This window comes from Flavobacterium sp., from assembly GCF_035292545.1.
Classification (GTDB): Bacteria; Bacteroidota; Bacteroidia; order Flavobacteriales; family Flavobacteriaceae; genus Flavobacterium.
In genome coordinates this window covers 126,133-151,150 of sequence record NZ_DATDPV010000073.1, presented here as the reverse complement: position 1 = coordinate 151,150, position 25,018 = coordinate 126,133, and the positions used below count along the sequence as shown (strand labels likewise).

Annotated in this window: 23 protein-coding genes; 10 read left to right on the top strand and 13 right to left on the bottom strand. The window is 34.5% G+C overall.

What is annotated here, in order from left to right; all coding sequences use genetic code 11:
* Positions 1-186: 186 nt before the first annotated feature.
* From VI621_RS12765 to VI621_RS12750, 4 genes are all read right to left on the bottom strand, one after another.
* Positions 187-1,269 carry an ice-binding family protein gene (locus VI621_RS12765; protein WP_324218783.1) on the bottom strand — a complete coding sequence of 361 codons (1,083 nt, stop codon included), beginning with the start codon at positions 1,267-1,269 and terminating at the stop codon, positions 187-189.
* 285 nt (positions 1,270-1,554) lie between these two features.
* Positions 1,555-2,031, bottom strand: a complete 477-nt coding sequence (locus VI621_RS12760; RefSeq protein WP_324218782.1) for a VOC family protein — start codon at positions 2,029-2,031, stop codon at positions 1,555-1,557.
* A 17-nt stretch (positions 2,032-2,048) separates the two neighbouring features.
* The gene (locus VI621_RS12755; protein ID WP_324218781.1) at positions 2,049-2,477 is read right to left on the bottom strand and encodes an SRPBCC family protein; all 429 of its coding nucleotides are present in this window, start codon (positions 2,475-2,477) and stop codon (positions 2,049-2,051) included.
* Between the two features lie 10 nt (positions 2,478-2,487).
* Entirely contained in the window at positions 2,488-2,931 is a 444-nt protein-coding gene (locus VI621_RS12750; protein ID WP_324218780.1) for a VOC family protein, read from the bottom strand.
* Positions 2,932-3,380: 449 nt separating this feature from the next.
* On the opposite strand from VI621_RS12750, the gene VI621_RS12745 reads away from it, so the two are divergent.
* Genes VI621_RS12745 through VI621_RS12730 form a run of 4 tightly spaced genes read left to right on the top strand, consistent with a single transcriptional unit; the run spans position 3,381 to position 7,556 of the window.
* Positions 3,381-5,321, top strand: coding sequence for a BatA and WFA domain-containing protein (locus tag VI621_RS12745; protein WP_324218779.1), 1,941 nt, complete (start codon positions 3,381-3,383; stop codon positions 5,319-5,321).
* Positions 5,318-6,568 (top strand): dihydroorotase, encoded by a 1,251-nt coding sequence (locus tag VI621_RS12740; protein WP_324218778.1) that lies wholly within the window; start codon positions 5,318-5,320, stop codon positions 6,566-6,568. Before VI621_RS12745 ends, VI621_RS12740 begins: the two co-directional genes overlap by 4 nt.
* Positions 6,569-6,579: 11 nt before the next feature.
* Positions 6,580-6,906: a hypothetical protein gene (locus VI621_RS12735; RefSeq protein ID WP_324218777.1), complete on the top strand. Its 327-nt coding sequence runs from the start codon at positions 6,580-6,582 to the stop codon at positions 6,904-6,906.
* Positions 6,907-6,911: 5 nt separating this feature from the next.
* Complete coding sequence (locus VI621_RS12730; RefSeq protein ID WP_324218776.1) at positions 6,912-7,556, top strand: alpha/beta hydrolase; 645 nt, start codon at positions 6,912-6,914, stop codon at positions 7,554-7,556.
* 60 nt (positions 7,557-7,616) lie between these two features.
* On the opposite strand, the gene VI621_RS12725 is transcribed toward VI621_RS12730, so the two are convergent.
* Complete coding sequence (locus VI621_RS12725; protein WP_324218775.1) at positions 7,617-8,117, bottom strand: hypothetical protein; 501 nt, start codon at positions 8,115-8,117, stop codon at positions 7,617-7,619.
* Positions 8,118-8,123: 6 nt separating this feature from the next.
* Positions 8,124-8,888 (bottom strand): MBL fold metallo-hydrolase, encoded by a 765-nt coding sequence (locus tag VI621_RS12720; protein ID WP_324218774.1) that lies wholly within the window; start codon positions 8,886-8,888, stop codon positions 8,124-8,126.
* An 89-nt stretch (positions 8,889-8,977) separates the two neighbouring features.
* Between VI621_RS12720 and VI621_RS12715 the strand changes: the two genes are divergently transcribed.
* A complete protein-coding gene (locus tag VI621_RS12715; RefSeq protein ID WP_324218773.1) occupies positions 8,978-10,441 on the top strand; it encodes a TonB-dependent receptor in 1,464 nt (487 codons plus the stop codon).
* 67 nt (positions 10,442-10,508) lie between these two features.
* Here VI621_RS12715 and bcp read toward each other — a convergent pair whose 3' ends face one another.
* A complete protein-coding gene (bcp, locus tag VI621_RS12710) occupies positions 10,509-10,961 on the bottom strand; it encodes a thioredoxin-dependent thiol peroxidase (RefSeq protein WP_324218772.1) in 453 nt (150 codons plus the stop codon).
* Positions 10,962-11,076: 115 nt separating this feature from the next.
* Between bcp and VI621_RS12705 the strand changes: the two genes are divergently transcribed.
* Entirely contained in the window at positions 11,077-11,736 is a 660-nt protein-coding gene (locus VI621_RS12705) for an endonuclease III (RefSeq protein ID WP_324218771.1), read from the top strand.
* 220 nt (positions 11,737-11,956) lie between these two features.
* Here the strand turns inward: VI621_RS12705 and VI621_RS12700 are convergent, their stop codons facing one another.
* Positions 11,957-12,541, bottom strand: a complete 585-nt coding sequence (locus VI621_RS12700; RefSeq protein ID WP_324218770.1) for an RNA polymerase sigma factor — start codon at positions 12,539-12,541, stop codon at positions 11,957-11,959.
* 335 nt (positions 12,542-12,876) lie between these two features.
* On the opposite strand from VI621_RS12700, the gene uvrA reads away from it, so the two are divergent.
* The gene (uvrA, locus tag VI621_RS12695; RefSeq protein WP_324218769.1) at positions 12,877-15,663 is read left to right on the top strand and encodes an excinuclease ABC subunit UvrA; all 2,787 of its coding nucleotides are present in this window, start codon (positions 12,877-12,879) and stop codon (positions 15,661-15,663) included.
* Between the two features lie 367 nt (positions 15,664-16,030).
* A complete protein-coding gene (locus VI621_RS12690) occupies positions 16,031-16,660 on the top strand; it encodes a hypothetical protein (RefSeq protein WP_324218768.1) in 630 nt (209 codons plus the stop codon).
* An 82-nt stretch (positions 16,661-16,742) separates the two neighbouring features.
* Here VI621_RS12690 and VI621_RS12685 read toward each other — a convergent pair whose 3' ends face one another.
* The 4 genes from VI621_RS12685 to VI621_RS12670 all read right to left on the bottom strand — a co-directional run bounded on the left by VI621_RS12685 (position 16,743) and on the right by VI621_RS12670 (position 22,296).
* The gene (locus VI621_RS12685) at positions 16,743-18,203 is read right to left on the bottom strand and encodes an oligosaccharide flippase family protein (protein WP_324218767.1); all 1,461 of its coding nucleotides are present in this window, start codon (positions 18,201-18,203) and stop codon (positions 16,743-16,745) included.
* A 1-nt stretch (position 18,204) separates the two neighbouring features.
* The gene (locus VI621_RS12680) at positions 18,205-19,485 is read right to left on the bottom strand and encodes a glycosyltransferase family 4 protein (RefSeq protein WP_414655496.1); all 1,281 of its coding nucleotides are present in this window, start codon (positions 19,483-19,485) and stop codon (positions 18,205-18,207) included.
* Positions 19,486-19,529: 44 nt separating this feature from the next.
* Positions 19,530-21,950, bottom strand: a complete 2,421-nt coding sequence (locus VI621_RS12675; RefSeq protein WP_324218766.1) for a YfhO family protein — start codon at positions 21,948-21,950, stop codon at positions 19,530-19,532.
* Between the two features lie 79 nt (positions 21,951-22,029).
* A complete protein-coding gene (locus VI621_RS12670) occupies positions 22,030-22,296 on the bottom strand; it encodes a DUF4834 family protein (protein ID WP_324218765.1) in 267 nt (88 codons plus the stop codon).
* Positions 22,297-22,381: 85 nt separating this feature from the next.
* On the opposite strand from VI621_RS12670, the gene VI621_RS12665 reads away from it, so the two are divergent.
* Positions 22,382-23,377, top strand: coding sequence for a transporter (locus VI621_RS12665; protein WP_324218764.1), 996 nt, complete (start codon positions 22,382-22,384; stop codon positions 23,375-23,377).
* Positions 23,378-23,384: 7 nt separating this feature from the next.
* The gene (locus tag VI621_RS12660) at positions 23,385-24,503 is read left to right on the top strand and encodes a GTP cyclohydrolase (protein ID WP_324218763.1); all 1,119 of its coding nucleotides are present in this window, start codon (positions 23,385-23,387) and stop codon (positions 24,501-24,503) included.
* Positions 24,504-24,536: 33 nt separating this feature from the next.
* On the opposite strand, the gene VI621_RS12655 is transcribed toward VI621_RS12660, so the two are convergent.
* On the bottom strand, positions 24,537-25,007 hold the full coding sequence (locus VI621_RS12655) for a hypothetical protein (protein ID WP_324218762.1): 471 nt from the start codon (positions 25,005-25,007) through the stop codon (positions 24,537-24,539).
* Between the last annotated feature and the right edge of the window lie 11 nt (positions 25,008-25,018).

Below are 25,018 nucleotides of genomic sequence, written 5' to 3'. Positions count from 1 at the left end.
TCTAAAATAGTTAGCACAAATGTTCATTCTTAGAACTGCACTTCTTTTCAACCACAAAACTGTATGCAGAGAACGAAACCCATTATTATCGTTCACCAATTAATTATAAAACAAATGACAGGAATTAATGTTCCTGTCATTTGTTTTATTAAAACTTTATTTTAAGGTTTACGGTCTGCTATATTATTACGGTTTAGTAACAATATTACTATCAAGAATAACAGCTGTTTGTGCTAAGGCACGGCCAGTTAATGATGCTCCCGTAGCAAGCGTAATACCTGTTTTGGACAATATTACACCTTTAAATTGAGCTGTTGTGCCGATACTTACTGTACCTGCAACCTGCCAGAAAATATTTTTGGCTTGCGCTCCTCCGCTTAGAGTAATTTTTACTCCTGAGCTTACGGTAAGGTCTCCCGTTATCTGGAATATCCAAACATCTGTTGAGCTTCCTGAAATTATTACGTCTGTAGGTGCAGTAACAGTATTGGTCCATTTATAAAGACCCTCTGTAAGTGTTTTTCCGCCAATGTTACCAGTGCCAAGTTCAGAGAAATCAGGTGATGGGCGCCCTGCAGCATCGTTATAAGCAGTTATCATATTATTTACTGCTGTTGTAAGGTTAATCGGTGTTGGGCTTGCCATATCTGCGGCATATATTTTTCCGGTTACCTGTGCAGAAGTCGCATATCCAGTGGCATTTGTTATAGAAAGCCCTGTGATATAAGATGTAGCTGCGGGACTTAATCCTAAATCCCCCGTAATAGCGGAAGTTGGGTTATTGTTGATGGCGGTTTTTGCAAGGATAACATAATTACCTGCTCCTCCTAAGCCAACGGCTGAAAGACCTTGTGCATTAATTCCGGTTGTAAAGTTCCATGTGTTATTAACGGCTAGCGAAATTCCTGCAGCACTTTTAACACCTGTAGTTATAGTAGCCGAATAAACCATACCAGCAGTTAAAGCGACTGAAGGTGTAAATGTGGCTGTAGTTCCCGAATAACCAACAGTACCTAGCACCGTTGTATTACCTTGCTTTAAGGAAAAAGTAGTAGTATTAATTGTTGAAGGGTTCATTGACTCGCTGAAAGTAACGGATATTACTTTATTCAGTGCCACGTTAGTTGCATTGCTGCTTGGACTTTTTGCTGTAATTGTAGGAGTCGGAGGAGTCGGAGTCGGAGTCGGAGAATCGTCATTTTCACATCCTACAACGAAAACAACTGCTGCTAGCATAACTGCTGTAAATATTTTTTTTAATTTAATCATTTTGTGTCTTATTAATTTCCGCTACTGGCGGACAGTTGTGAATAATTTTCACACAACAAAATTAAACGGTCTTTAACCCGAGTATGTTACACAATTTAACTAAAGAGTTATATAATTCACTCCTTTTACGGAAGTTTGTCGGAATGATAAATGATGTTTTTATATTGTAAACACATTTTTATATGCCATTTCTGAGGCTTCTTTGATAAGGGGAACTTCATGTTATTGTCTACAAAAACTTCTTCTGCATGGGTTAATCCCAATATTTTTAGCAGGTTAGGTGGTCTATGCCTGCAATAATTTCTCAATATCAAACTTTATCATTTTCATAAATACCTCCATTACTCGTCCTGCTCTTTTCGGGTCGCTCATCAGTTTCGGAAGTATACTCGGAACAATTTGCCAGGACAAACCGAATTTGTCTTTAAGCCAGCCGCATGCAATTTCCTGTCCTCCGTCTTTGGTGAGTTTCTCCCAATAGTCGTCAATTTCTTGCTGGGTATCGCAGAATACCTGAAACGATACCGCTTCATTGAATTTAAAAATAGGTCCGCCATTTAATCCCGTAAAAGGCTGTCCGTTAATCTCAAATTCCACGGTCATCACAGTGCCTTCTTTCTGGCCGTGAACTTCAAAACCTTCCTTTCCGTAATGACTGATCGTATTAATTTTAGAGTTTTTAAAAACGGAAATATAAAACTTGGCTGCTTCTTCGGCCTGACCGTCAAACCATAAGCAAGGGGTAATTGGGTGATTTGTCATTTTTGAAAATATATTGGTTATCCGTTTGTTTCTGTATAATTTTTGAAATTGTCAAGAATGGCTTGCCAACCGCCACGCTGCATTTCAATGGGATTTTCGTTTTCGGCTTCAAAAGTTTCAATCACTTTGGTCTGATTTCCGTCATCCATAAATTGAATTTTTACTTTTCTGCTGTCATCGGTGGTATATTCAATCAGCTCCTTGTTTTTTATGGCGTCATAAGTACCGGTAAAATCAAATCCCCTGCTGCCGTCTTTGGCCTCCATTCGGGAAAGGAATCTTCCTCCTGCCCGCAAATCGTTTTCAGCTCTTGGGGTGTGCCAGTCTTCTGAAGCATTGTTCCAATTGACAATATCATCCGGATTGGTCCAATTTTTCCAAACCTTATCAATGGGCGCCTTAATGGTGGTTTGCACCGTTATGGCAATTTTGTCTTTCGTTTCCATAATTTGAATTTTATACTGGTTTTTCCATACAATTAAACATCCATTCCACTCCGAATTTATCTTTGCAACTGCCATAATAGCCACCCCAAAACATATCCTGAAGTTCCATCTCTACTTTTCCTCCATTAGATAAAGAATCAAATAATTTTTTCGTCTCTGCTCTTGTATCGGGCTCCAAATTGATATAGACATTGTTTCCAAAATTAACTTTAAAACCCATGGATTCCGGCGCATCGGTCCCCATTAAAAAGTGTCCGTCCAGAATGGATAATTCAATGTGCATGACCAAATTTTTATCTTCTTCGGGCAATGGTGGCATTTCGTCTGATGGCGGAATATCTTTGAATCGCGCTATTCCGCCTCCGCTAAATTCGCCTCCAAATACGGATTTATAAAAATTGAATGCTTCCTCTGTATTACGAGGAAAGTTTAGATACGTGCTTACTCTTGCCATTTTAAGTAGTTTTTAATTATTCAATATTTTCTTTTCGTAATGATTACCAATTTATTTATACATCTGACAATCAAATAATTCAGTACACTAATTTAATAAATTTAGCATTAATAATTGCCTAATTTATGTTATACATTTTGACTTGAAAAAATCATTTTATCTATGTTTTTATTGGTTACTAAAATATAAATTGATCATCACTTCGAGTGATTATGTATTATTAAAACGCTAGTTTTAATAATACATAATCGTATCGAGAAGCTTCATCGACTATAAAAGGTTCTCGATACTTCACAAGGCTTTTCTGTCGCAAATCCTTGTTCAACTCGAACTGACGACATCTCAAACCCTCTTAATCACTCCAATTTAAAAACAAATCCAACAAAATCTAATCCCTAAAATTAGAAATCTAAAATCTAAATACTATCTTTGACAAACTCTTAAAAAGAATGCAGTTTAAACACCCGGAAATTCTCTATTTTCTTTTCTCGCTGGTTATTCCAATTCTGGTTCATTTGTTTCAATTACGCCGTTTCAAAAAAGAATATTTCACTAATGTTCGTTTCCTAAAAGAGCTTTCCATTCAAACCCGAAAGAGTTCCAAACTCAAGAAATGGTTGCTTTTAGCCACCCGTTTACTGATTTTAGCATGCATCATTGTTGCTTTTGCGCAACCTTTTTTCCAAGCCAAAGACAACAAAAACAGCACCAATGAAATGTATCTTGTTCTGGATAATTCTTTTTCCATGCAGGCCAAAGGTCAAAAAGGAGAACTGCTAAAAAGAGCCGTTCAGGAATTACTCGAAAACACGCCAGAAAATCAGAATTTTTCGTTGATTACCAATTCCGAAACTTTCTGGAATACGGATATTAAATCCATTCAAAAAGAATTACAAAACCTAAAATACAGCGCGTCGCCTTTTCAGATTGAAAGTGCTATGGCGAAAATAAAATCCCGAAAATCAGCTTTCAATAAAGATATTGTCGTGATTACCGATGCTGTAGGCTTAGAATCCAAACAATTGAAAAGTATCGACAGTACCTTCAACACCTACTTCATAATTCCGAAAGCGGAACAAAAAAACAACGTTTCTATCGATAGTGTTTTCATTCAGCAAACTTTGGACGATTTCTATGAAATTGGCGTAAAAGTATCCACTTATGGCGAAAAAACAAACGATATTCCGGTAGCTTTATACAATCAAAACAAACTGATTGCAAAGACTTTACTAAAAATAGAAGCCAAAGAAAAAACTATTAATTTCACGATTCCCAAGAAAGATTTTCACGGCTATGTTTCCATTATCGACAATGGTTTGACTTACGATAACACGTTGTATTTCAGCATTTCAAAACCAGAAAAAATCAACGTATTAAGTATTGGTGAACCTGAAAAAAGTGCATTTCTATCCCGAATTTATACGAATGACGAATTCAATTATAATAATTTTGCAATTGCAACTTTAGATTATAATTCTCTCGAAAAACAAGATGCCATTGTGTTGAATGAACTTAAGGAAATTCCACAGGCTTTGCAAACCACTTTGAAATCATTTGTGGAAAAAGGCGGTAATTTGGTGGTTATTCCTTCCGGCGAAAATGCGGTTTCAAATATGAATGGTTTCCTTTCTAATTTTGGAAAAATACAATTCGGTTCTTTGCAGAATACAACCAAATTGGTAACCAAAATTTCTTTTAAACATCCGCTATTCCATTCGGTTTTTGAGAAACAAATCAATAACTTTCAGTATCCGAATACAAAAAATTCATTTGGTCTGAGTAGTTCCAATTCGCCGATTTTAAGTTATGAAGACCAGAGCATTTTCCTGACTTCATTGCCAAATCAAGTATCGTCGGTTTATGTGTTTGCTGGGCCAATCAATAAAACCAATTCCAATTTTCAGAATTCACCTTTGATTGTTCCCACGTTTTACAACATGGCTCAAAGCACTCAAAAAACAGGCGTTAATGCTTTGACTATTGGAAACAACCAGCCTTATTTAATAGATGCGCAACTTTCAAAAGATGAAATTGTGAATGTTAAAAATGTTCCCGAAGCTTCGGGAGAAAAGTTTATTCCTGTGCAACAAATTCTGAACAATAAAGTCAAACTTACGTTTAATGATTATCCGGAACAGGCTGGAAATTTTGGTGTGTTCAAACAAGACCAGTTCCTGAAAAATATCAGTTTCAATTATAATCGAACCGAAGGGAATTTGGCTTTAGCCGATGACAATCTGTTATCCGATTACAACGTAATTGACAATATTGATACTGTTTTCGATACCTTACAAACCGACCGAACCAATAATGAGATTTGGAAATGGTTTGTTATTTTTACCTTATTATTTTTAGTTACAGAAGTATTCATACAAAAATTTGTAAAATGAACCTAATCATCCGAGAAGCTAAAATTATTGATCCGAAAAGCCCGTTTCACAACCAGATTGTAGATGTACAAATTGGCAATAAAACGATTGAAAAAATCGCTTCAAACCTCCCTAATCCAAATGGATTTAAAGAAATAAAACTGGATAATTTGCATCTTTCCGAAGGTTGGTTTGACAGTAGTGTTTCGCTTGGAGAACCTGGTTATGAAGATCGTGAAACCATATCAAACGGTTTAATTGTAGCGGCTAAAAGTGGATTTACCTCAATAGCTTTACAACCCAACTCCTACCCGATTATCGACAATCAGTCGCAGATTAATTTTGTAAAAAACAAAGCGAATGATTCCGCTACTCAATTGTTTCCGATTGGTGCCTTAACCAAAGGAAGCGAAGGAAAAGATTTAGCCGAAATGTTTGACATGAAAAATGCCGGAGCAGTTGCTTTTGGTGATTATAATAAGAATATGGACAATGCGAATTTACTAAAAATAGGATTGCAATATGTTCAGGATTTTGATGGATTAGTGATTGCATATGCACAGGATTCAAACATTAAAGGAAGCGGTGTTGCCAATGAAGGTATTGTTTCTACACGTTTGGGTTTGAAAGGAATTCCAAATTTAGCAGAAGAATTACAAGTAGCACGAAACTTATTTTTACTGGAATATACCGGTGGGAAATTACATTTTCCGACAATTTCATCAGCAAAATCTGTGGCATTGATCAAAGAAGCTAAAACCAAAGGTTTGCAGGTAACATCTAGCGTGGCGGTTCATCATTTGGTTTTAACCGATGAAAAACTGGACGAATTCGACACCCGATTTAAAGTTTCTCCTCCACTGAGAACTGATGCCGACAGAAAAGCTTTACTCGCCGGTGTTTTAGACAACACGATTGACATGATTACCTCCGACCATAATCCGATTGACATTGAACATAAAAAAATGGAATTCGACATGGCTAAAAACGGAACTATTGGTTTGGAAAGTGCTTTTGGAGCATTGTTAACGGTATTACCTTTAGAAAAAGTAATCGAAAAATTAACAGCTGGGAAAAATACTTTCTCAATCGAAAATAACTCAATTAAAGAAGGAGCCATCGCTAATTTCACACTTTTTACTCCAGAAATTAATTGGACTTTTACCAAAGAAAACATCTTATCAAAATCGAAAAATTCGGCTTTTCTCGGAGTAGCAATGAAAGGGAAAGTGTACGGGATTTTTAATCAGGGAAAATTGGTTTTATAATTAAAAAACAAATGAACGATACAATCGAAAAAGGAAAAACAGCGGCTATAACAAGCTATATATTAATTGTTGGCGTTTTGATAGCGATGTCGATGAATGGCGAAGATAAAAATTCATTTGCCTCCTTTCATATCCGTCAGGCATTGGGTTTATCGCTTACATTTATATCATTAGGCTTAATCATCAGTAATTTTGACAGCATCATGATATCGGCTCCCATGTGGATATTTGTCTCTGTTTTATGGACTTATGGCATTTTTAGTGCGATAAAAGGAGAGACCAAACCAGTTCCGTTATTAGGTAATTTTTTTCAAAAAGTATTTAAAAGCATATCATAATCAACATGAATTTATCCTTACAGCATCTCGTTAGAGAACCAAAAATAAAATTAGACAAAAACCCGCTATTGCTTTTACTTCACGGTTATGGCAGCAACGAAGCCGATTTATTTTCGTTTGCCGAAGAACTTCCGGAAGACTGTTATGTGATTTCGGCTCGCGCGCCTTATGATATGCAATATGGAAGTTACGCTTGGTATGCCATCAACTTTGATGCAGACGAAAACAAATTTTCGGATCACGATCAGGCCAGAACTTCCAGAGATATAATTGCCACTTTTGTAGATGAATTGATTGCCAATTATCCGATTGATGCCAATAATGTGAGTTTAATTGGTTTTAGCCAAGGTGCGATTTTGAGTTATGCCGTAGCGCTTTCTTATCCGGAAAAAATTCAAAAAGTAGTTGGAATGAGCGGTTATCTGAATCTGGATATTGTAACTGACAATTATCAAAATAATGATTTTAGTAACCTGAAAATATTTGTTTCCCACGGAACGGCTGATCAGGTAATTCCAATAGACTGGGATAGAAAAACACCTGCTATTTTAGAAAATTTAGGCATAAAAACAACCTATAAAGAATATCCAATTGGTCATGGTGTTTCGCCGCAAAACTTCTATGACTTTAAGAATTGGCTATCAGAGTAATAAAAAATGCCCCCAAATAGTGTCTAACTTATTGGGGGCATTTTAAAATCGGAACCTTTTTTATTTCTGATATAACAAAGATTGATTGGTTTCAAAAGAAATACTATCATCTTTATTGACAAAATACTTTAACAATACTTCGCCCCAATATTCTCCATCGCTGAAATCAGCAATAATCCAACGGTGATTAAGGATTTTTACCTTATTAATGATAAACTTATTTGCTCCAATTTTATCCTGACCAACATAAGGGTTTCCATTTGGGTTTGCATTTAAATCCAATAATTTTTCAGTTACATATGGGATTAATTTTTCGTATGGAATGGTTTTTTCAGAATCTGCTAAATCAAAATAATTCTGGGCATTTTCATTTTTTTCTAAAGAAAAATAATTGGCATCTGTTAATTTGTTGTTTGCAAAAGTCAAACTATCATTCATTTTTTTGTTCATTTTTTCATACTTAGTTTTCTGAAAAGTGGCTTCTTTGCTATAATACATATAAGTGAACACATTGAATAATAATGCTAAAATAAAAAGGTACAGTAATAATGATTTTTTCATTTTTTTTTAAATATTAATTTCTAAATTATCGTATGCTAGATAAACGTTATTTGGCAATTTTTGTTGCACTTCATCATGAAATCCAAGAATATGGCTAATATGTGTCAAATAGGCTTTTTCAGGCTGGACCAAAGTTATAAAATCTAAGGCTTCCTGCAAATTAAAATGCATTTGATGCGGTTCTTCCCGCAAAGCATTTACAACCAAAATTTTTACCCCTTTTAGTTTTTCGATTTCGGCCGCTTCAATTGTTTTAACATCAGTCAAATAGGCAAAATCATCAATCCGGTATCCAAAAACCTGTAGATTGCCGTGCATCACATTAATCGGAATAATCGTTTTATTTCCAATTTTAAACGGATGATTATTTGATACTTCAATTGGAGTTACCGTTGGTGCTCCCGGATATTTATTTTCGGTTTCAAAAATATAATCAAAGCGTCTTTTCAAATTTTCAATCACCCGCTGATGTGCATAAATAGGCATTTTACCCTGCTTAAAGTTAAAAGGACGAATATCATCCATTCCTGCCGTATGATCGGAATGCTCATGTGTGTATAATATTGCTTCTACTTTTTGGCATTTAGAGGTCAGCATTTGTTGCCTGAAATCGGGCCCGCAATCAATCACAAAAGAGTGGTCATCCCATGAAATCCAAACAGAAACACGCAATCTTTTGTCTTTTGGATTGGAACTTTGACAAACAGAATGATGGCTCCCAATTACTGGAATGCCTTGTGAAGTTCCTGTGCCTAAAAAATATACTTTCAACTGTTTTATTTTTTACAAAAATAAGACTATTTATCTTTTATTAAAGCCCCTTTTTGTTAACTTTGTAAACTAGTATAGCAATATATAAAATGGATACCGAAATAAAATTAAAAGGTGACAGAGTCATCGAACAAATACCCTCTATAAAAGACAAAGCCCTTCGTATCAATTTGAACGAAAACATCTATGGAACTTTTGCTGAAATTGGAGCTGGTCAGGAAACCGTAAGACATTTTTTTAGATCTGGCGGTTCTTCAGGAACAATTGCAAAAGCAATGTCTGCTTATGATAAAGACTTTAGCGATGCTATTTATGGGATTGAAGATGACGGCCGTTATGTAACGGAAGGTCGTCTGAAAACAATGCTTTCTCACGAAGTAAATCTAATTGAAGAGCGGCTAAAAAGAGACAAACATCCAAGTAAATTATTTTTTAGTTATGCAAATACTGTTGCTACAATAGATTTTGCAAAACAATTCAAAGGACACGGTTGGGTAGGAATTCGTTACCAAATTGAGCCTGATGAAGATTATAATGAAATTATCATACACATACGCTTCAGAGAAACCGATGCGCGTTTGCAACAGGAAACACTTGGTATTTTAGGTGTAAACCTGATTTATGGTGCTTATTATAAATACAATGACCCTAAAAAATTATTGCGTTATTTATATGATCATCTTGATAAAGATCAATTAGAAATTGACACCATCAACTTCTCAGGCCCCCGTTTTGCTAATGTTGACAATCGTTTGATGAGTTTGCAATTAGTAAAAAATGGGATGACCGATGCGGTAATGTTCGATCCGAGTGGAAACAATATTTTACCGGCAGCGATACTTTACAAAAAAAACATATTGGCTCTAAGAGGAAGTTTTCGTCCTGTTACAAAAGTAAATATGGATATGTATGAGAAATCTCTAAAAATGTTTCTCAACGAAAGCAAAGTCGAAAAAGATAATACTTTAGTTATTTTTGAAATTACACTTTCTAACTTACGTTCCGACGGAGAAATTGACGAACTTGATTTTATGGACAGAGCAAAATTGCTTTGTTCTCTTGGTCAAACCGTAATGATTTCGAATTTTCAGGAATATTACAAAGTGGTCGAATATTTCTCTAATTATACCAAAGCCCGTATGGGATTGGCCATGGGAGTTAATAATTTGATAGATATTTTTGACGAAAAATACTACCGTCATTTAAGTGGAGGGATTCTGGAAGCTTTCGGAAAATTATTTTATCGCGATTTAAAAGTTTTCTTATATCCGATGATTGGTGAAAACGGAGAAATTATCACTTCTGAAAATCTAAAAGTTCATCCAAGAATGAAGGAATTATATAAATTCTTCAAATTCAATGGAAAAGTAATTGATATTGATGATTTTGACCCACATACTTTAGAGGTTTTCTCTCGCGAAGTGCTCAAAATGATTAGTAACGGAAAACCGGGTTGGGAAGAAATGCTGCCTCCTGGTGTTGCTGAATTAATAAAAAAAGACCGCCTTTTTGGTTATGATCCAAATAAAATAATTTTAGAAGAAAGCAATTAATTTTTTTTAAAATCAAAAAAAGCCAAAAAATATATGTTTTATTTTTTGGCTCTTTTTTTATAAAATATTATTTTAAAATCTGAGCGGCATGCGCTTTCGTTTTTACATCAGAAATCACTTCATCGATTAAACCATTTTCATCGATTACAAATGTGGTTCTGTGGATTCCATCATATTCACGACCCATAAACTTCTTTGGTCCCCAAACCCCAAAAGCTTCAATGACTGATTTGTCTTCATCTGCTAAAAGCGGATACGGAAAATCAAATTTTTCTTTAAACTTTGCCTGAGCCTTTTGAGAATCAGCACTTACGCCTAACAAAGCATAATTATTGGCTTGAAAACGTTCAAAATTATCTCTTAAATCACATGCTTCTGCCGTGCAACCTGGCGTATTGGCTTTTGGGTAAAAGAAAACCACTAATTTCTTTCCGGCATAATCGGATAATTGATGCATTTTTCCATCTTGATCCACTCCTGAAAAATTAGGTGCTTTATCTCCTTTTTTTAATGTTGTCATAGTATATAATTTCGAAGTTGTAAAGTATCAAAGTTACAAAGTATTCATTGATAATCAGAAAAAGATTAAAATCCGTACTTTCGTAATTCGTAATTTTTAATCCGCAATTCAAAAAATGACCAAAGAAGAAAAAGTTCAATTTGTAATTGATACGCTTGCTGAATACTATCCGGAAATTCCCATTCCGCTTGACCATAAAGATCCCTATACTTTATTGATAGCCGTTTTATTGTCGGCACAATGCACGGATGTTCGGGTGAACCAGATTACGCCTATCCTTTTTGCAAAAGCGGATAATCCTTATGATATGATTAAAATGTCTGTCGAAGAAATTCGGGAAGTCATTCGTCCATGTGGCTTGTCTCCAATGAAGTCAAAAGGAATTCATGGCTTGTCACATATTTTGATTGACAAATACGCGGGGAAAGTACCTCAAAGTTTTAGCGCCTTAGAAGCATTGCCTGCTGTGGGTCATAAAACGGCAAGTGTCGTGATGTCGCAGGCTTTTGGAGTTCCCGCTTTTCCGGTTGATACTCATATTCATCGGTTGATGTATCGCTGGAATCTAACTACCGGAAAGAATGTGGTACAAACTGAAAAAGATGCCAAGCGCATTTTTCCGGAAGAATTATGGAATGATTTGCACCTTCAGATTATTTGGTACGGAAGACAATATTCTCCAGCGCGGGGTTGGGATTTAGAAAAAGATATTATCACCAAAACTATTGGACGGAAATTGGTTTTGGATGCCTATTATAAAAAAACATCCCGATAATTATGTATCGGGATGTTTCCTTAATTAGCAATATTTTCAAAAGTGAATTCACCAACTTTTATAATACTCATTGCTTTTGAGTAACTGAGTAAAAAACTTATAGTTTCTTTTTTTGGTAACATCTTTGGGGTTGCTAATGTTCTCTTAGAGTAAATTTTTGCCATAATTGAAATTACATTTAGTTCATTTCAGTTATAACGCAGCAAATTCCAAAATAGTATTAATTGGTTAATATTATTTGATGTTTATCAATCACTTTTCTTAAATTCATTAAAGCATAACGCATTCTGCCCAGCGCTGTATTGATGCTTACGCCTGTCATTTCTGAGATTTCTTTGAAACTTAGATCCTGATAAATTCGCATCACCAAAACTTCTTTTTGATCAAGAGGAAGTTCTTCAATCAGTTTTTTTAAATCCAACTCAACTTGATCGGAAATCATTTGGTTTTCAATCGTTAGAGAATGATCGGTCATGATAGAAAAAATAGAAAACTCTTCCGTCTCTCTAAACATGGGCATTTTTTTATTTTTTCTAAAATGATCTATAATCAAATTGTGTGCGATTCGCATTACCCAAGGTAAAAACTTGCCTTCCTCGTTATAAGAATTTGATTTTAAAGTTTTTATGACTTTAATAAAAGTATCTTGAAAAATATCATCCGAAATATCTTTGTTAGAGATTTTAGAATATATAAAACCGTAAATTTTCGATTGATGTCTATTGATTAATGCAGACAAAGCGTTTTCATCACCTGCCACATAACTTTTTACCAATAAAGCGTCTGGAGTTTGTACATTAGCCATAAAAATACCTTTTAGTTTTGGGTTAAAAAAATTTCGAGAATTTTCTCTAAAAAGTAGTTTTTGTAATAGGCAGATGTTAAATTAAGATTAATTAATACCCAAATGTAGCACAATTTTTTTTTAACTCGCAAATTAAAATTGAAAATTTAACACTTCCAATGCAATAAATAAAATTTAACACTCTTTTTAGATAGTAATAAAGAGGATTTTTGTCAAGAATTAAAACTTAAGCGGAAGTTGTTTTTTCCATGCTAAAAGAAATAAAAAAATGCCAATTGCATAGTGTCAATTCTCTGTTCAGATTTGGTTATCTTTGTAAAAATTCACTTTTTTATATGCAAATTGACATCTCTAAACTAGATCCGAAAAGAAATATAATCATCAAAGGGGCCCAAGTTCACAACCTGAAAAACCTTGATGTGGCTATTCCGCGTAATAAACTGGTGGTCATTACCGGTCTTTCAGGTTCCGGTAAATCGAGCTTGGCATTCGACACTTTATACGCAGAAGGACAAAGAAGATATGTGGAGAGTTTGTCATCGTATGCCCGACAATTTCTTGGACGGTTGGATAAACCAAAAGTAGAATACATAAAAGGCATAGCGCCGGCAATTGCCATAGAGCAAAAAGTAAACACTACAAATGCCCGCTCTACCGTAGGAACATCAACAGAAATCTATGATTATTTAAAATTACTTTTCGCCCGAATCGGAAAAACGTATTCGCCGGTTTCAGGTCTGGAAGTAAAAAAAGACACCGTTTCGGATGTTATAAATGCAGTACAATCGTTTGAAACAGATAGCAAATGGTTACTCCTCGCTCCTATTCATTTGGAAAATGGAAGGGCTTTGGAAAACAAGTTAAAAGCATTACTCCAACAAGGTTTTGCCAGAATTTTGGTCAACAACGAAATGATCCGTTTAGATGAAATCGACAAGCATTCCTTAGACAACAAAGATATTCTTCTTATTATTGACAGAATTGTAGTCAAAGACGAAGAAGAATTCTATAACCGTTTAGCCGATGCGGTGCAAACTGCGTTTTATGAAGGAAAAGGAATTTGCTATTTGCAGGAATTAGGTACCAACAAACGTTTTACTTATAGCAGTAATTTTGAATTGGATGGCATTACTTTTTTGGAACCCAATGTGCATTTGTTCAGTTTTAATAATCCGTATGGCGCTTGCCCGGTTTGTGAAGGCTACGGAAGCATTATCGGTATTGATGAGGAATTGGTGGTACCCAATACCGCTTTATCCATTTATGAAAATGCCGTTTTTGCCTGGCGTGGCGAAAGTATGGGCTGGTATCGTGATGAATTAGTGAACAATGCCTACAAATTTGATTTCCCGATTCACAAGCCTTATTATCAACTATCCGAAGAAGATAAAGCCGTGCTTTGGAAAGGAAATAAATATTTTACAGGACTAAATGATTTCTTCAAAGAACTGGAAGAAAAAAATTACAAAATACAAAATAGAGTAATGCTGTCGCGGTATCGTGGCAAAACCAAATGTTATGCCTGTAAAGGAAAACGTTTACGCATAGAAGCTTCCTATATTAAAATTGAAGGGAAAACGGTTTCTGATTTGGTTGATTTACCGATAAAAAAACTGGCTGCTTTTTTTGCATCTATGCAATTATCTGAATTTGATCAAAAAGTAGCCAAACGATTAATGATAGAAATTAATAATCGCCTGAATTTCCTGATTGAAGTTGGTTTGGATTATTTGACTTTAAACAGAAATTCAGCAACACTTTCCGGAGGAGAATCACAGCGTATCAACTTGGCTACTTCACTCGGAAGCAGTTTGGTGGGTTCGATGTATATTCTGGACGAGCCGAGTATTGGCTTGCATCCAAAAGATACCGAACGCTTAATCAAAGTATTGCTTTCCCTTCGTGATTTAGGCAACACCGTAATCGTGGTCGAACATGATGAAGATATTATGAAAGCAGCTGATATGATTATTGATATCGGTCCCGAAGCAGGAACCCATGGTGGCGAATTGGTCGCTCAGGGCACTTTTGATGAAATTTTAAAATCGACATCGCTGACCGCAAAATATCTAAATGGTGATTTGGAAATTGCGGTTCCAAGAAATAGAAGAAAATGGGGAACTTATATCGAAATTTTAGGCGCTCGGGAGAATAATTTACAAAATGTAGATGTCAAATTTCCGTTGGAAGTTTTAACCGTAATTACAGGTGTTTCCGGAAGCGGAAAAAGTACTTTGGTAAAGAAAATTTTGTTTCCGGCTATGCAAAAAAAGTTAGACGGAGTCGGAGAAAAAGCGGGACAATTTGCCGAAATGCGTGGGTATTACCATAAAATTCAACATATTGAATATGTAGACCAGAATCCAATCGGAAGGAGTTCACGCTCAAATCCTGTGACTTATATCAAAGCGTATGATGATATTCGGGATTTGTATGCCAAAGAAAAACTATCCAAAATCAGAGGATATCAACCCAAACATTTTTCTTTTAATGTGGATGGCGGTCGCTGCGTAGCCTGTAAAGGTGAAGGATCCATCAATGTAGAAATGGTTTTTATGGCCGATGTGCAATTGCCTTGTGATGCATGTAACGGCAAACGATTTAAAAAAGAAGTATTAGAAGTTTACTTTGAAGGCAAAAATATCGATGATATTCTAACCATGACCATCGATGATGCGGTTACATTTTTCAAAGAAACGAATCAAAATAAAATCTCTCAAAAATTACAACCCTTACAGGATGTTGGTTTGGGTTATGTGCAATTAGGACAATCTTCTTCTACCCTTTCGGGTGGCGAAGCACAACGTATTAAACTCGCCTCTTTTCTTGTAAAAGGAAGTACAAAAGACAAAGCCTTGTTTGTATTTGATGAACCCACAACAGGTTTGCATTTTCATGATATCAAGAAATTATTGACTTCATTTGATGCTTTAATTGACAAAGGACATTCGATTATTGTGATAGAACACAACCTGGATTTAATAAAATGTGCCGATTATATTATTGATTTAGGACCTGAAGGCGGCGAAAACGGCGGGCAAATTCTGGCTGTTGGAACACCTGAAGAAATTATCAAAAACAAAAATTCCATTACTGGTAAATATTTAAAAGAGAAATTATAAAAGTTGTTTTTGGTTTAAATGACTTTATAAAAACAGTTTCTATATAAACTTCACGATCTGTATCATTTGCATTCTTGAATTAAAAAAGAGCTCAAATGATGCAGATTTTTTTTGCTTTTAAATGAAACAAAATAGCAATCAAAATCATAATTATTCATACTTCGTTCAGGAATGAACATTTTTTTAAATTATTTTTAAAATTTTAATCAATTGATTTTAAGATGTTTAAATATAATAAATAAATCTAAAGTCATAAACCTGAAAGTCTGATCTGAAATTTTGGCACGCAACTTGAATATACCTAATCAAATAAAAAAAGCGGAAGCCGAAAAGCTCAAGAGTAGGCAAAATTCAAATTATATTGATTATGAAAAAAATTACCCTTTTAGTAGCTAGTATCTTTCTGGTAGGAAGTGTAGCGAATGCCTCAGAAATAATCGATATTTCTGATGAAAGAAGATCTCCTGTAGATTTTAGAGATGCAGATCCAATCGTATTTACAGAACGAGGAATTGAATTTTATGTGTTCCCTGACGGACAATTTGATTTTAATACTATTCCTTCAACCGGCGGTGATATGTATTATAAAACAAGTAAAAGAGGTGCAGTAAATAAAACCTATGGTGCTCCTGCAAATGTCCAAAACAGAAATTCTGGTGTAAAAATAGAACATGATTATAAGGGCAGAGTAAGACGTGTTGGAAATGTGTTTATCAACTATGATGCAAATGACAGAATTAAAAGAGTGGGTTCAGTTTACATGACTTACAACCGTTATGCCCTGACACAAGTAGGTGGTTTGCAAATTATCTATAACCGTCGTGGTCAAATTATCGATGTCGTTGGAAATGTAAAAGGACACAGAGCCTATGCATATCAAAACAATAACAATCATGATTATGATAGTGGTTCAAACGACAACGATCAGGATTACTACTATTACAAAACTGATGGTACAAAAGGTAAAATCGAAGACGATAAAAAAGATAAAAGATAGTTTGGTTTGTTAAAAATGGTTGATTTGAAAAGTCCCGTTGGTATTCGTACCAGCGGGTTTTTTATTTTGATTTGTTGCTTCCTTAACGCAATCTTTGAAGCAATTTATCCAAAACCTGATTAATTTCAATCGAAATCACATATTTATAGTTCACAAAAACATAGACCATTGTAATTAAAACAGACTTCAAAACAATATTAATAATCGGATGAAAAGGAAAATCCCAAAAATAGAATGCAAGAAAACAGATCAGTGAAATAAGTAATGAAAACAAGGTATTCATGGAAAACGGATACAGTTTCATTTTGAAAACCACAAACAATAATTTAGCTATACTATACAGCGTAATTGAAATTAAGGTAGCAATCGCAGCGCCTTCAATCCCCATTCTCGGTATGAAAAACATATTTAAAGTAATGGCCAGAAAAGCAAGAAACAAGCCTAAAAACAACACCGCTTTATAATATTTTGAATTAAAAATAATAGCATTATTATTCCCCAAAATCAAATCAAAATATTTAGAAAGCCCAATGGCAAAAACCACAAAAACACCACCGCTGTAACTCTTCGGCAATAAAAGATACAATTGATTGATGTTGACCAAAATCCCTAAAAAAATCAATCCGCCCACGACTTGTAAAGAGATGGAAGTTTTTTTGTATAAATCATTCAATTCATCGTGTTTTCCTTCAGTCATTAATTTGGCTGTGATTGGATACGTAATTTGATGCATTGCTCTGCTGGGAACCGAAATTACGGTAGCAATAAAAATAGCGACAGAATAATAGGCAATATTTTCAATTTTAATGTATTGGGCAATCATAGTTTTGTCAATATCCAAAAGCATATTGGCGATGCTTCCCGATAAAATAATAAAAATAGAATACGCAAAAACAGCCTTACTATTATGAGGGAATTTTAATGAAAATACGATGGGTTTTACTTTCATCGCATAGAAAAACATGATGATCATAATGGCACAATAAATCCCCATTAGTGAATTGATGAAAACAATTGGCGAAATCCATTTGAAATAAACGGCAAAAAGAAAAATAGTAATAAAAACACGAAGTACAATTTCTTTTATAAAACTCCCGAAAACCGATTGTAAATGCACTTTTACCCAGGCATAGAAAATCTCAAAATAGCCCATACAAAGACCGATAACCGGAATTTGCCAAACATAATCAAAGATAATCGCGTTCTTTCTGGATAAAAATGTGGCAATAAAATCGTAACACAAAGTTCCAAAAACAGCAATCGGAATCAAAACCAAAAACGGAAGCAGCAAAACAAAGGTTAGAAACGCTCCTTTTTCTTTTTCGGTTTTGTATTGGGTGAAAAATTTTATCAGGGTATTGTGAACGCCAAAAGCCATCAACGGAAAAATCACATTGGCTGTTGAAAGCAAATAACCCGTCAGGCCATAATAGGTTTCTCCTAAAAAATGGGGATACATAAAAAGCGTGTTGGCCGCACCAATAATAAAACCCAAATAGGTAATAATTGTGTTTTTTATTGATTGGTTGATGACAATTCCCATGTTATTTTTTTAGTAAATTAGCCAGCTTTTCCGTCAGATTTCTTCTGGAATACTGTTGTAATCCTACTGCATGAGATTGTAATTTTCCTTCTAAATAGTGACTATAATAGTTTAAAATTACAGCTTTCAATTTCTCTGTTTCATCATATTTCACAAAAACGCCGGTATTAGTGTTTTTAATGATTTCGGCAAAATCAGAACCTTCGGGACCAATAGCAATAATGGGTCTTTCGGAAACCATATATTCGAATAATTTCCCTGGAATAATACTTTTTGTTTCTTCTGAATTGATTTCGATAAGCAATAAAACCTGAGATTTTTTTTGATGAGCGATAGCCTCATTATGCGAAACATAGCCTAAATTATTAACATATTTTGACAAACTAAATTCTTCAATCGTATCCAAAACTTCCTGGCTCACAGCACCAATTAATTTCAATTGAAAATTAGTCGCAAAAGAAGGATTTTCTTCAATTAATTCAGCCAAGCATTTCCATAAAATCGTTGGGTTTCTTTCGGACAAAAAAGAACCTATATGAGCCATGGAAAATTTCTCATCCAGCGTTTGTCTGCCTGTTTTTTCTATATCGAAACCATTCGTAATCACTTCAATGGGTTTGGAAGTCAATGCTTCAAACTCCTTTTTCGTGGTATTGCTGGTGACCAAAATTATATCTGCTGAATTCAAAACTTGATGTTCTAAATTCTTATGTTTTTTGGATGCAGATGTTGATAATTTCAAAGCTTTATGATAACCAATGGTTGTCCACGGATCACGAAAGTCGGCAAACCACGTTATGTTTAATTTTTGCTTTAATTCCAATCCGATTAAATGCAAACTATGCGGAGGGCCCGAAGTAATTACGGTGTCAATTTGATGTTCCTGAATGTATTTTTCCAAGTAAGAAACGGAGGGTTTTACCCATAAAACTCTGGCATCTGGAACAAAAAGATTGCCACGAATCCAAAGTAAAGTTTTTTCGAGAAACGATTGCTTTTTTTGATTTGGAATAATTCCTGAACTGATTTTTTTGGTTTTATTCTTAGAAAAAAACGAAGCCCACTGATAGGGCTCCATAATTTTTTGTCTGATTATAATGGTTTTTTCCGAAACTTCCGAAAGCAATTCTGTATCTATAATTGGATAGGTCGGATTTTCAGGAATATAAACTATCGGTTGCACACCAAAATCGGGTAAGTACTTCACAAACTTCAACCAACGCTGAACGCCAGGACCTCCGGCTGGTGGCCAATAGTAAGTTATGATGAGTACTTTTTTCATTAGGATTTGTTTCTTTTAAAGTTAAAATAATTTAAAATCTAACTTTAAATTTTTGACTTCTTCTTGTTTTCAAAATATATCCCGCCGATCAGTAACAACAACATTCCAATGGAGCTGAAAAGCGCAATAGTACTTCCTGTTTTTACAACTTGTGGTTCAAATTTGAATTCAATAATATGTTTTCCTGGCGGAATTTCCATCGCTCTTAAAGTATAATCTGCTCTGAAATGTTCCGCTTTTTTTCCATCAATAAAAGTATTCCACCCATTAGGATAATAGATTTCGGAGAAAACGGCTAAACCGGGTTTTGGATTTTCACTGACGTATTTTAGATAATTGGGTCTGTATTTATTCAAAACAATCGTCGCCGAACTGTCTTTGGCGAAAATCGTATTTTTAATCTGATTTCCGAATTCTTTTTGGTTAACAATTGCAACATTTTTAGTGTCTAAACTGTCCAATGATTTCATTTCTTCATCGGCACTGTTCACGAATTTTACTTCTTGAACAAACCACGCATTTCCATTAGCATTAGGATTCGACGTTGGAAACTCTTTTCCTTCTTTATCGGTTTGAATGATGAATTTTGTGTTCAGCATATTCAGAACTTCCATATTATTTTTAGCAATCTGGTAATCGAAAAGCTGTTGCATTCTTCTCGGTTTTGCCGCATGGTACCCACCTATGGATTGATGAAAATAAGAAGCTCTTCCACTCGACATATGTCCGTTTACTTCAAAAACCCTATAATGTGTCGAGTCTCTCAGAATTTCTAAATCAGATGCTGTTGGTTGAAAAGGCATATCCACTTCATTGGCACTTACAAAACTCTTGCTGTCCACATAATTTTTATCGATAAAAAACAGGTCGCCAACCATAAATAAACCAACCAAAATGATGGTCGTATTTTGTGATAATTTGTTTTTGATAGCTAACCATAAAATTCCGGCTACGGCAAAAACTAAAAAAGCAGAACGCAACAAATCAGCTGAGTATAAACTTTTTCTGTCTTCTTTCAAGGCATTTATAAAATCAGGTCCGTAATTTTCGGCAAAATATCCATCGCTTCCACCCGAAAAACTAAACTGGCTTTTGAAAAGAAATAATAATAAAATTAATCCGAAAAATATACCTCCGGAGGAATATAATGCTTTCCATTGCTGCTCTTTTTCTGTTTTGAAGAATGATTGCAATCCCATTATAGCCAAAACCGGAGTACACAATTCCAATAAAACCTGAATCGATGAAACAGCCCTAAACTTATTGTACATTGGAACAATTTCAATAAAAAAGTCAGTTAATATTGGGAAGTTTTTACCCCAGGAAAGCATCAAAGAAAGAATCGCGCCTGCCAGAAAAGCATATTTTATTTTTCTTTTATCAACAAATAAAGCCAAAACACATAAAAAGAAAACAACCGCTCCAATATAAGCCGGTGCGGCAACAATAGGCTGATCACCCCAATACGTTGGCATACTGGAAACAAAATCCTTCGCCTGATCTTCGGGTACATTTTGTCCGATGATAAACTCATACATTTTACTGTCGGTTCCTACATTTTCACCATTAGAACCTCCAAATAATCTTGGTGCTATCAGATTTAAACTTTCGGCAATTCCATAACTGTATTCGGTGATGTATTCATGGCTCATCGCATTATCAGTGACGCTTTTGGAACCGTCTGGGCTAAAAGTCAATTCACTTTTATCTCTGGTACTAAATTTCGCATATTCGGCTGTAGCCATTAAATTTGTGGCATTTGCTCCAACAGCTAATATTCCGGCAATAACAAAAACGCCAAAGGAATAAAGTAGGGTTTTGAAGTCTTTTTCTTTTAGATATTTATAAATAAAATATACCGAAATCACCAATAATAACAACAACAAATAATAGGTCATTTGAAAGTGATTGGCATTAATTTCTAACGCTGCGGCTAGCATTGTCAACAGTCCTCCCACTATGAATCGTCGTCTAAAAACCAAAATCGTACCGGCAATTACCAAAGGCATATAGGCAATCGCATGTGCTTTTGCATTGTGGCCTACGCCAAGAATAATAATTAAATAAGTTGAAAAACCAAAAGCCAACGCACCAAAAAATGCTTTCAAAGGATCGGTTTTCAAAACCAATAACAACACATAAAACCCGAAGAAATAAAGAAATAAATAATCGGCTGGGCGAGGTAAAAATCGTAAGGCAGTATCTAATTTACTGATATATTCATGCGGATAATTGGCTCCTAATTGATAAGTTGGCATTCCTCCGAAAGCAGAATTTGTCCAATAAGGTTCTGCGTTTTCGGTAGCCCGAAAATCATTTTGTTCTTTCGCCATTCCGGTATATTGAACAATATCGGATTGGGAGATTTTCTTGCCTTGAAGAACGGGGTAAAAATAAATAAGGGAAATTAAAATAAAACCAAGTATGGCTAAAGCGTGGGGATAGAACTTATCGAGTCTTTTCATTTTTTATTTTTAGTGACTGTAAAAGTAAAAAATAAATTAAACAATTCTGAAATTTAAAAAAGGTAAATAAAATCTCGCATTAGTCTATTTCTTCAAAATCTACGTATTCGCCCACTTTTTTGGTTTCACGCGGTTTTGCCGCTTTTGAAGTATCAACAACAATTTCGTCTCTATTGGGAGTATGTTGTGTATTTTGGTATTGTTGCTGGAAATTTTGTCCTGCTTTCTCTACTACTTTTTTTACCACAATAGGAAGAAATAGGCGAGCCAAAAATTTAAATATATAATAAAAAGCCACAATATAAAGTAGTATTTTTAAAAATCCGTTAAAAGACGCCGTTTCCATATTCAATTAATTTACGACAAAAATAATAAATCAAAAGCTCAAAATTAAAATATCATTCTTAAATAAATAATAAATTATAGTACATTTGGATTTCATTTTAATTTTTGATAAAAAAGAAAATATGGTTCATTTCAAATCAATCTTTTTATTTTTTGCTTTACTGACAACAACTTTAAACTACGGTCAATTTACCGATGTCATTAATTCGAACCGTCCCGGTGAATCTATGGGTGGGTTTTCTGTTGGAAAAACCGTTTTTCAGGCAGAATTGGGTTTCTATGGAATTAAAGAAAAACATGAATTTTTGGATTATGAAGCCGATGGTTTTGGATCAGAATTGAGCTTGCGTTATGGCGCTCTTTTAGAACAATTAGAGTTTAATCTGGACTTACAATATCAAAAAGACTGGTATAATTCGGATGTATTAAATGAAACCCGAAGCGGACTTAAACAAACTACAATAGGAGTTAAATATTTGTTTTATGATCCTAATAAAAAACCCGAGGGAAAGCCTAACGTTTATAGTTGGAAAGCCAATCACAGATTCAGTTATAAAAGTTTAATCCCGGCAGTTGGTCTTTATGCAGGTGCACATATCAATATTTCTGATAATCCTTTTTCTTTTCCGAACGAACCAACAATAAGCCCAAAAGCCATGTTGATCACTCAAAATCAATTTGGAAAGCAAGTTTTGGTCATCAATATTATTGCGGATAAAATTGCAACCGATTATTTCTCTTATGGTTATATCATTACTTTGACGAGAGGATTCAGTCCAAGATGGTCGGGATTTTTAGAAAATCAGGGGATTAAAGGTGATTATTATTCAGATGGAATCTTTAGAGGTGGTGCCGCTTTTTTAATCAAAGAAAACATTCAGGTAGATGCTTCCATTGGTGCAAATTATAAAAACACCCCTTCTTTATTATTTGGAGGCATTGGACTTTCCTGGCGATTTGACAAAAATTACAGCGAAATAATGCTTCGAACTCCAAAAGAGAAAAAGGGAAAAGACAAAAAAGGTAAGGACAAAAAAGACAAAACCAAAAAGCGTTTAGACGAAGTAGACCAAGAAAAATAGAATTAAAATGATTACAGTTAAAGAAGCAACTTCAAAAAGTGAACTATTAGATTTCGTAAAATTCCCTTTTTCATTATATAAAAACAATCCATACTGGGTTCCACCATTGATTAATGATGAGTTAGAAACTTTTGATAAAAATAAAAATCCTTCATTCGAAAATGCGGAAGCCCAATTTTATATTGCCTACAAAGACAATACAATTGTTGGTCGAATCGCTGCCATTATTAATTGGAGTGAAGTAAATGACCAACAAAAAAAGAAAGTTCGTTTTGGTTGGTTCGATGTTATTGATGATATTGAAGTTACCAAAGCACTTTTGGAAAAAGTATATGAATTGGGACGGAAAAACAATCTAGAATACGTTGAAGGTCCGATGGGATTCTCGAATTTAGATAAAGTGGGCGTTCTGACCGAGGGTTTTGACCAAATCGGAACTATGGTTACTTGGTATAATAATCCGTATCATGTTGTTCATTTTGAGCAATTGGGTTACGTAAAAGACAAAGAATACATAGAAAGTAAATTTCCTTTTTCAAACGTAAGAACCGAATTTTTCGAAAAGGCAAATGATTTGGTAAAAAAGAGATATCAATTGTCGCCGTTAAATTTTAAAACGACCAAAGAAGTAATGCCCCATGTGGATAAAATGTTTGATTTATTCAATGAATCTTACGCTAATTTATCAACTTTTGTGGCTATTTCGGATACGCAAAAAGAATATTTCAAGAAAAAATATATTAGCTTTATCAATCCTGAATACATCAAATTCGTAGTGGACAAAGAGCAAAATATTGTAGCCTTTAGTATTGTGATGCCCTCCTTTTCGGAAGCAATGCAAAAAGCAAAAGGAAAATTATTCCCCTTTGGATTTCTTCATTTACTGAAAGCAAAAAAGCAAACTAAAGATGTACTTTTCTATCTAATTGGCGTTCTTCCGGAATACCAAAATAAGGCAGTTACTGCCATTATTTTCAATGAATACTACCACACTTTCAAAGAAAAAGGAATTGTAAACTGTTTTAGAACTCCTGAATTAGCAGACAATGCGGCTAGTATAAATTTATGGAAACACTTTGATCCGGTTATTAACAAACGAAGGTGCACGTATCGTATCGATTTATAAAAAAAGCGGCTCAAAATTGAGCCGCTTTTTTATTTATTTTTTACAATCTACTTTTGATAAAATTGTTTTACTGTCAAAGTTTAATTGCTTCGCATTTTTAAACCTTACTTTTCCATTATCATCTATTATATCGCCATACCCTTCGACATAAGCATTTCCTTTTTTTAGGAAAGCAACCTGACGAACTGAAGTTGTTCCTTCTGACATAAAAGTATAATCTGCAATCAAAGTATCGCCTTTCAGTTCTCCGGATAATGTCCCTTCGTTACTATCTTTTTCAAAGAACTTATAACTTAATTTTCCTGAGGAAATCTGATTCCCGTTTAGGTTCAACGTCATTGAAATAGTGTCTTTTTTTAGAACCCCTTGATAACATTCTTCAGAAATGGTTGCTTCGACAATTACCGGTTCTGTTATAGCAGGAATAACTTCTTCGGGTTTTTCTTTTTTACAGGAAACTATAAACCCCATTAAAACCGTGCTTATTATAATTACTTTTTTCATAAATTTAAGTT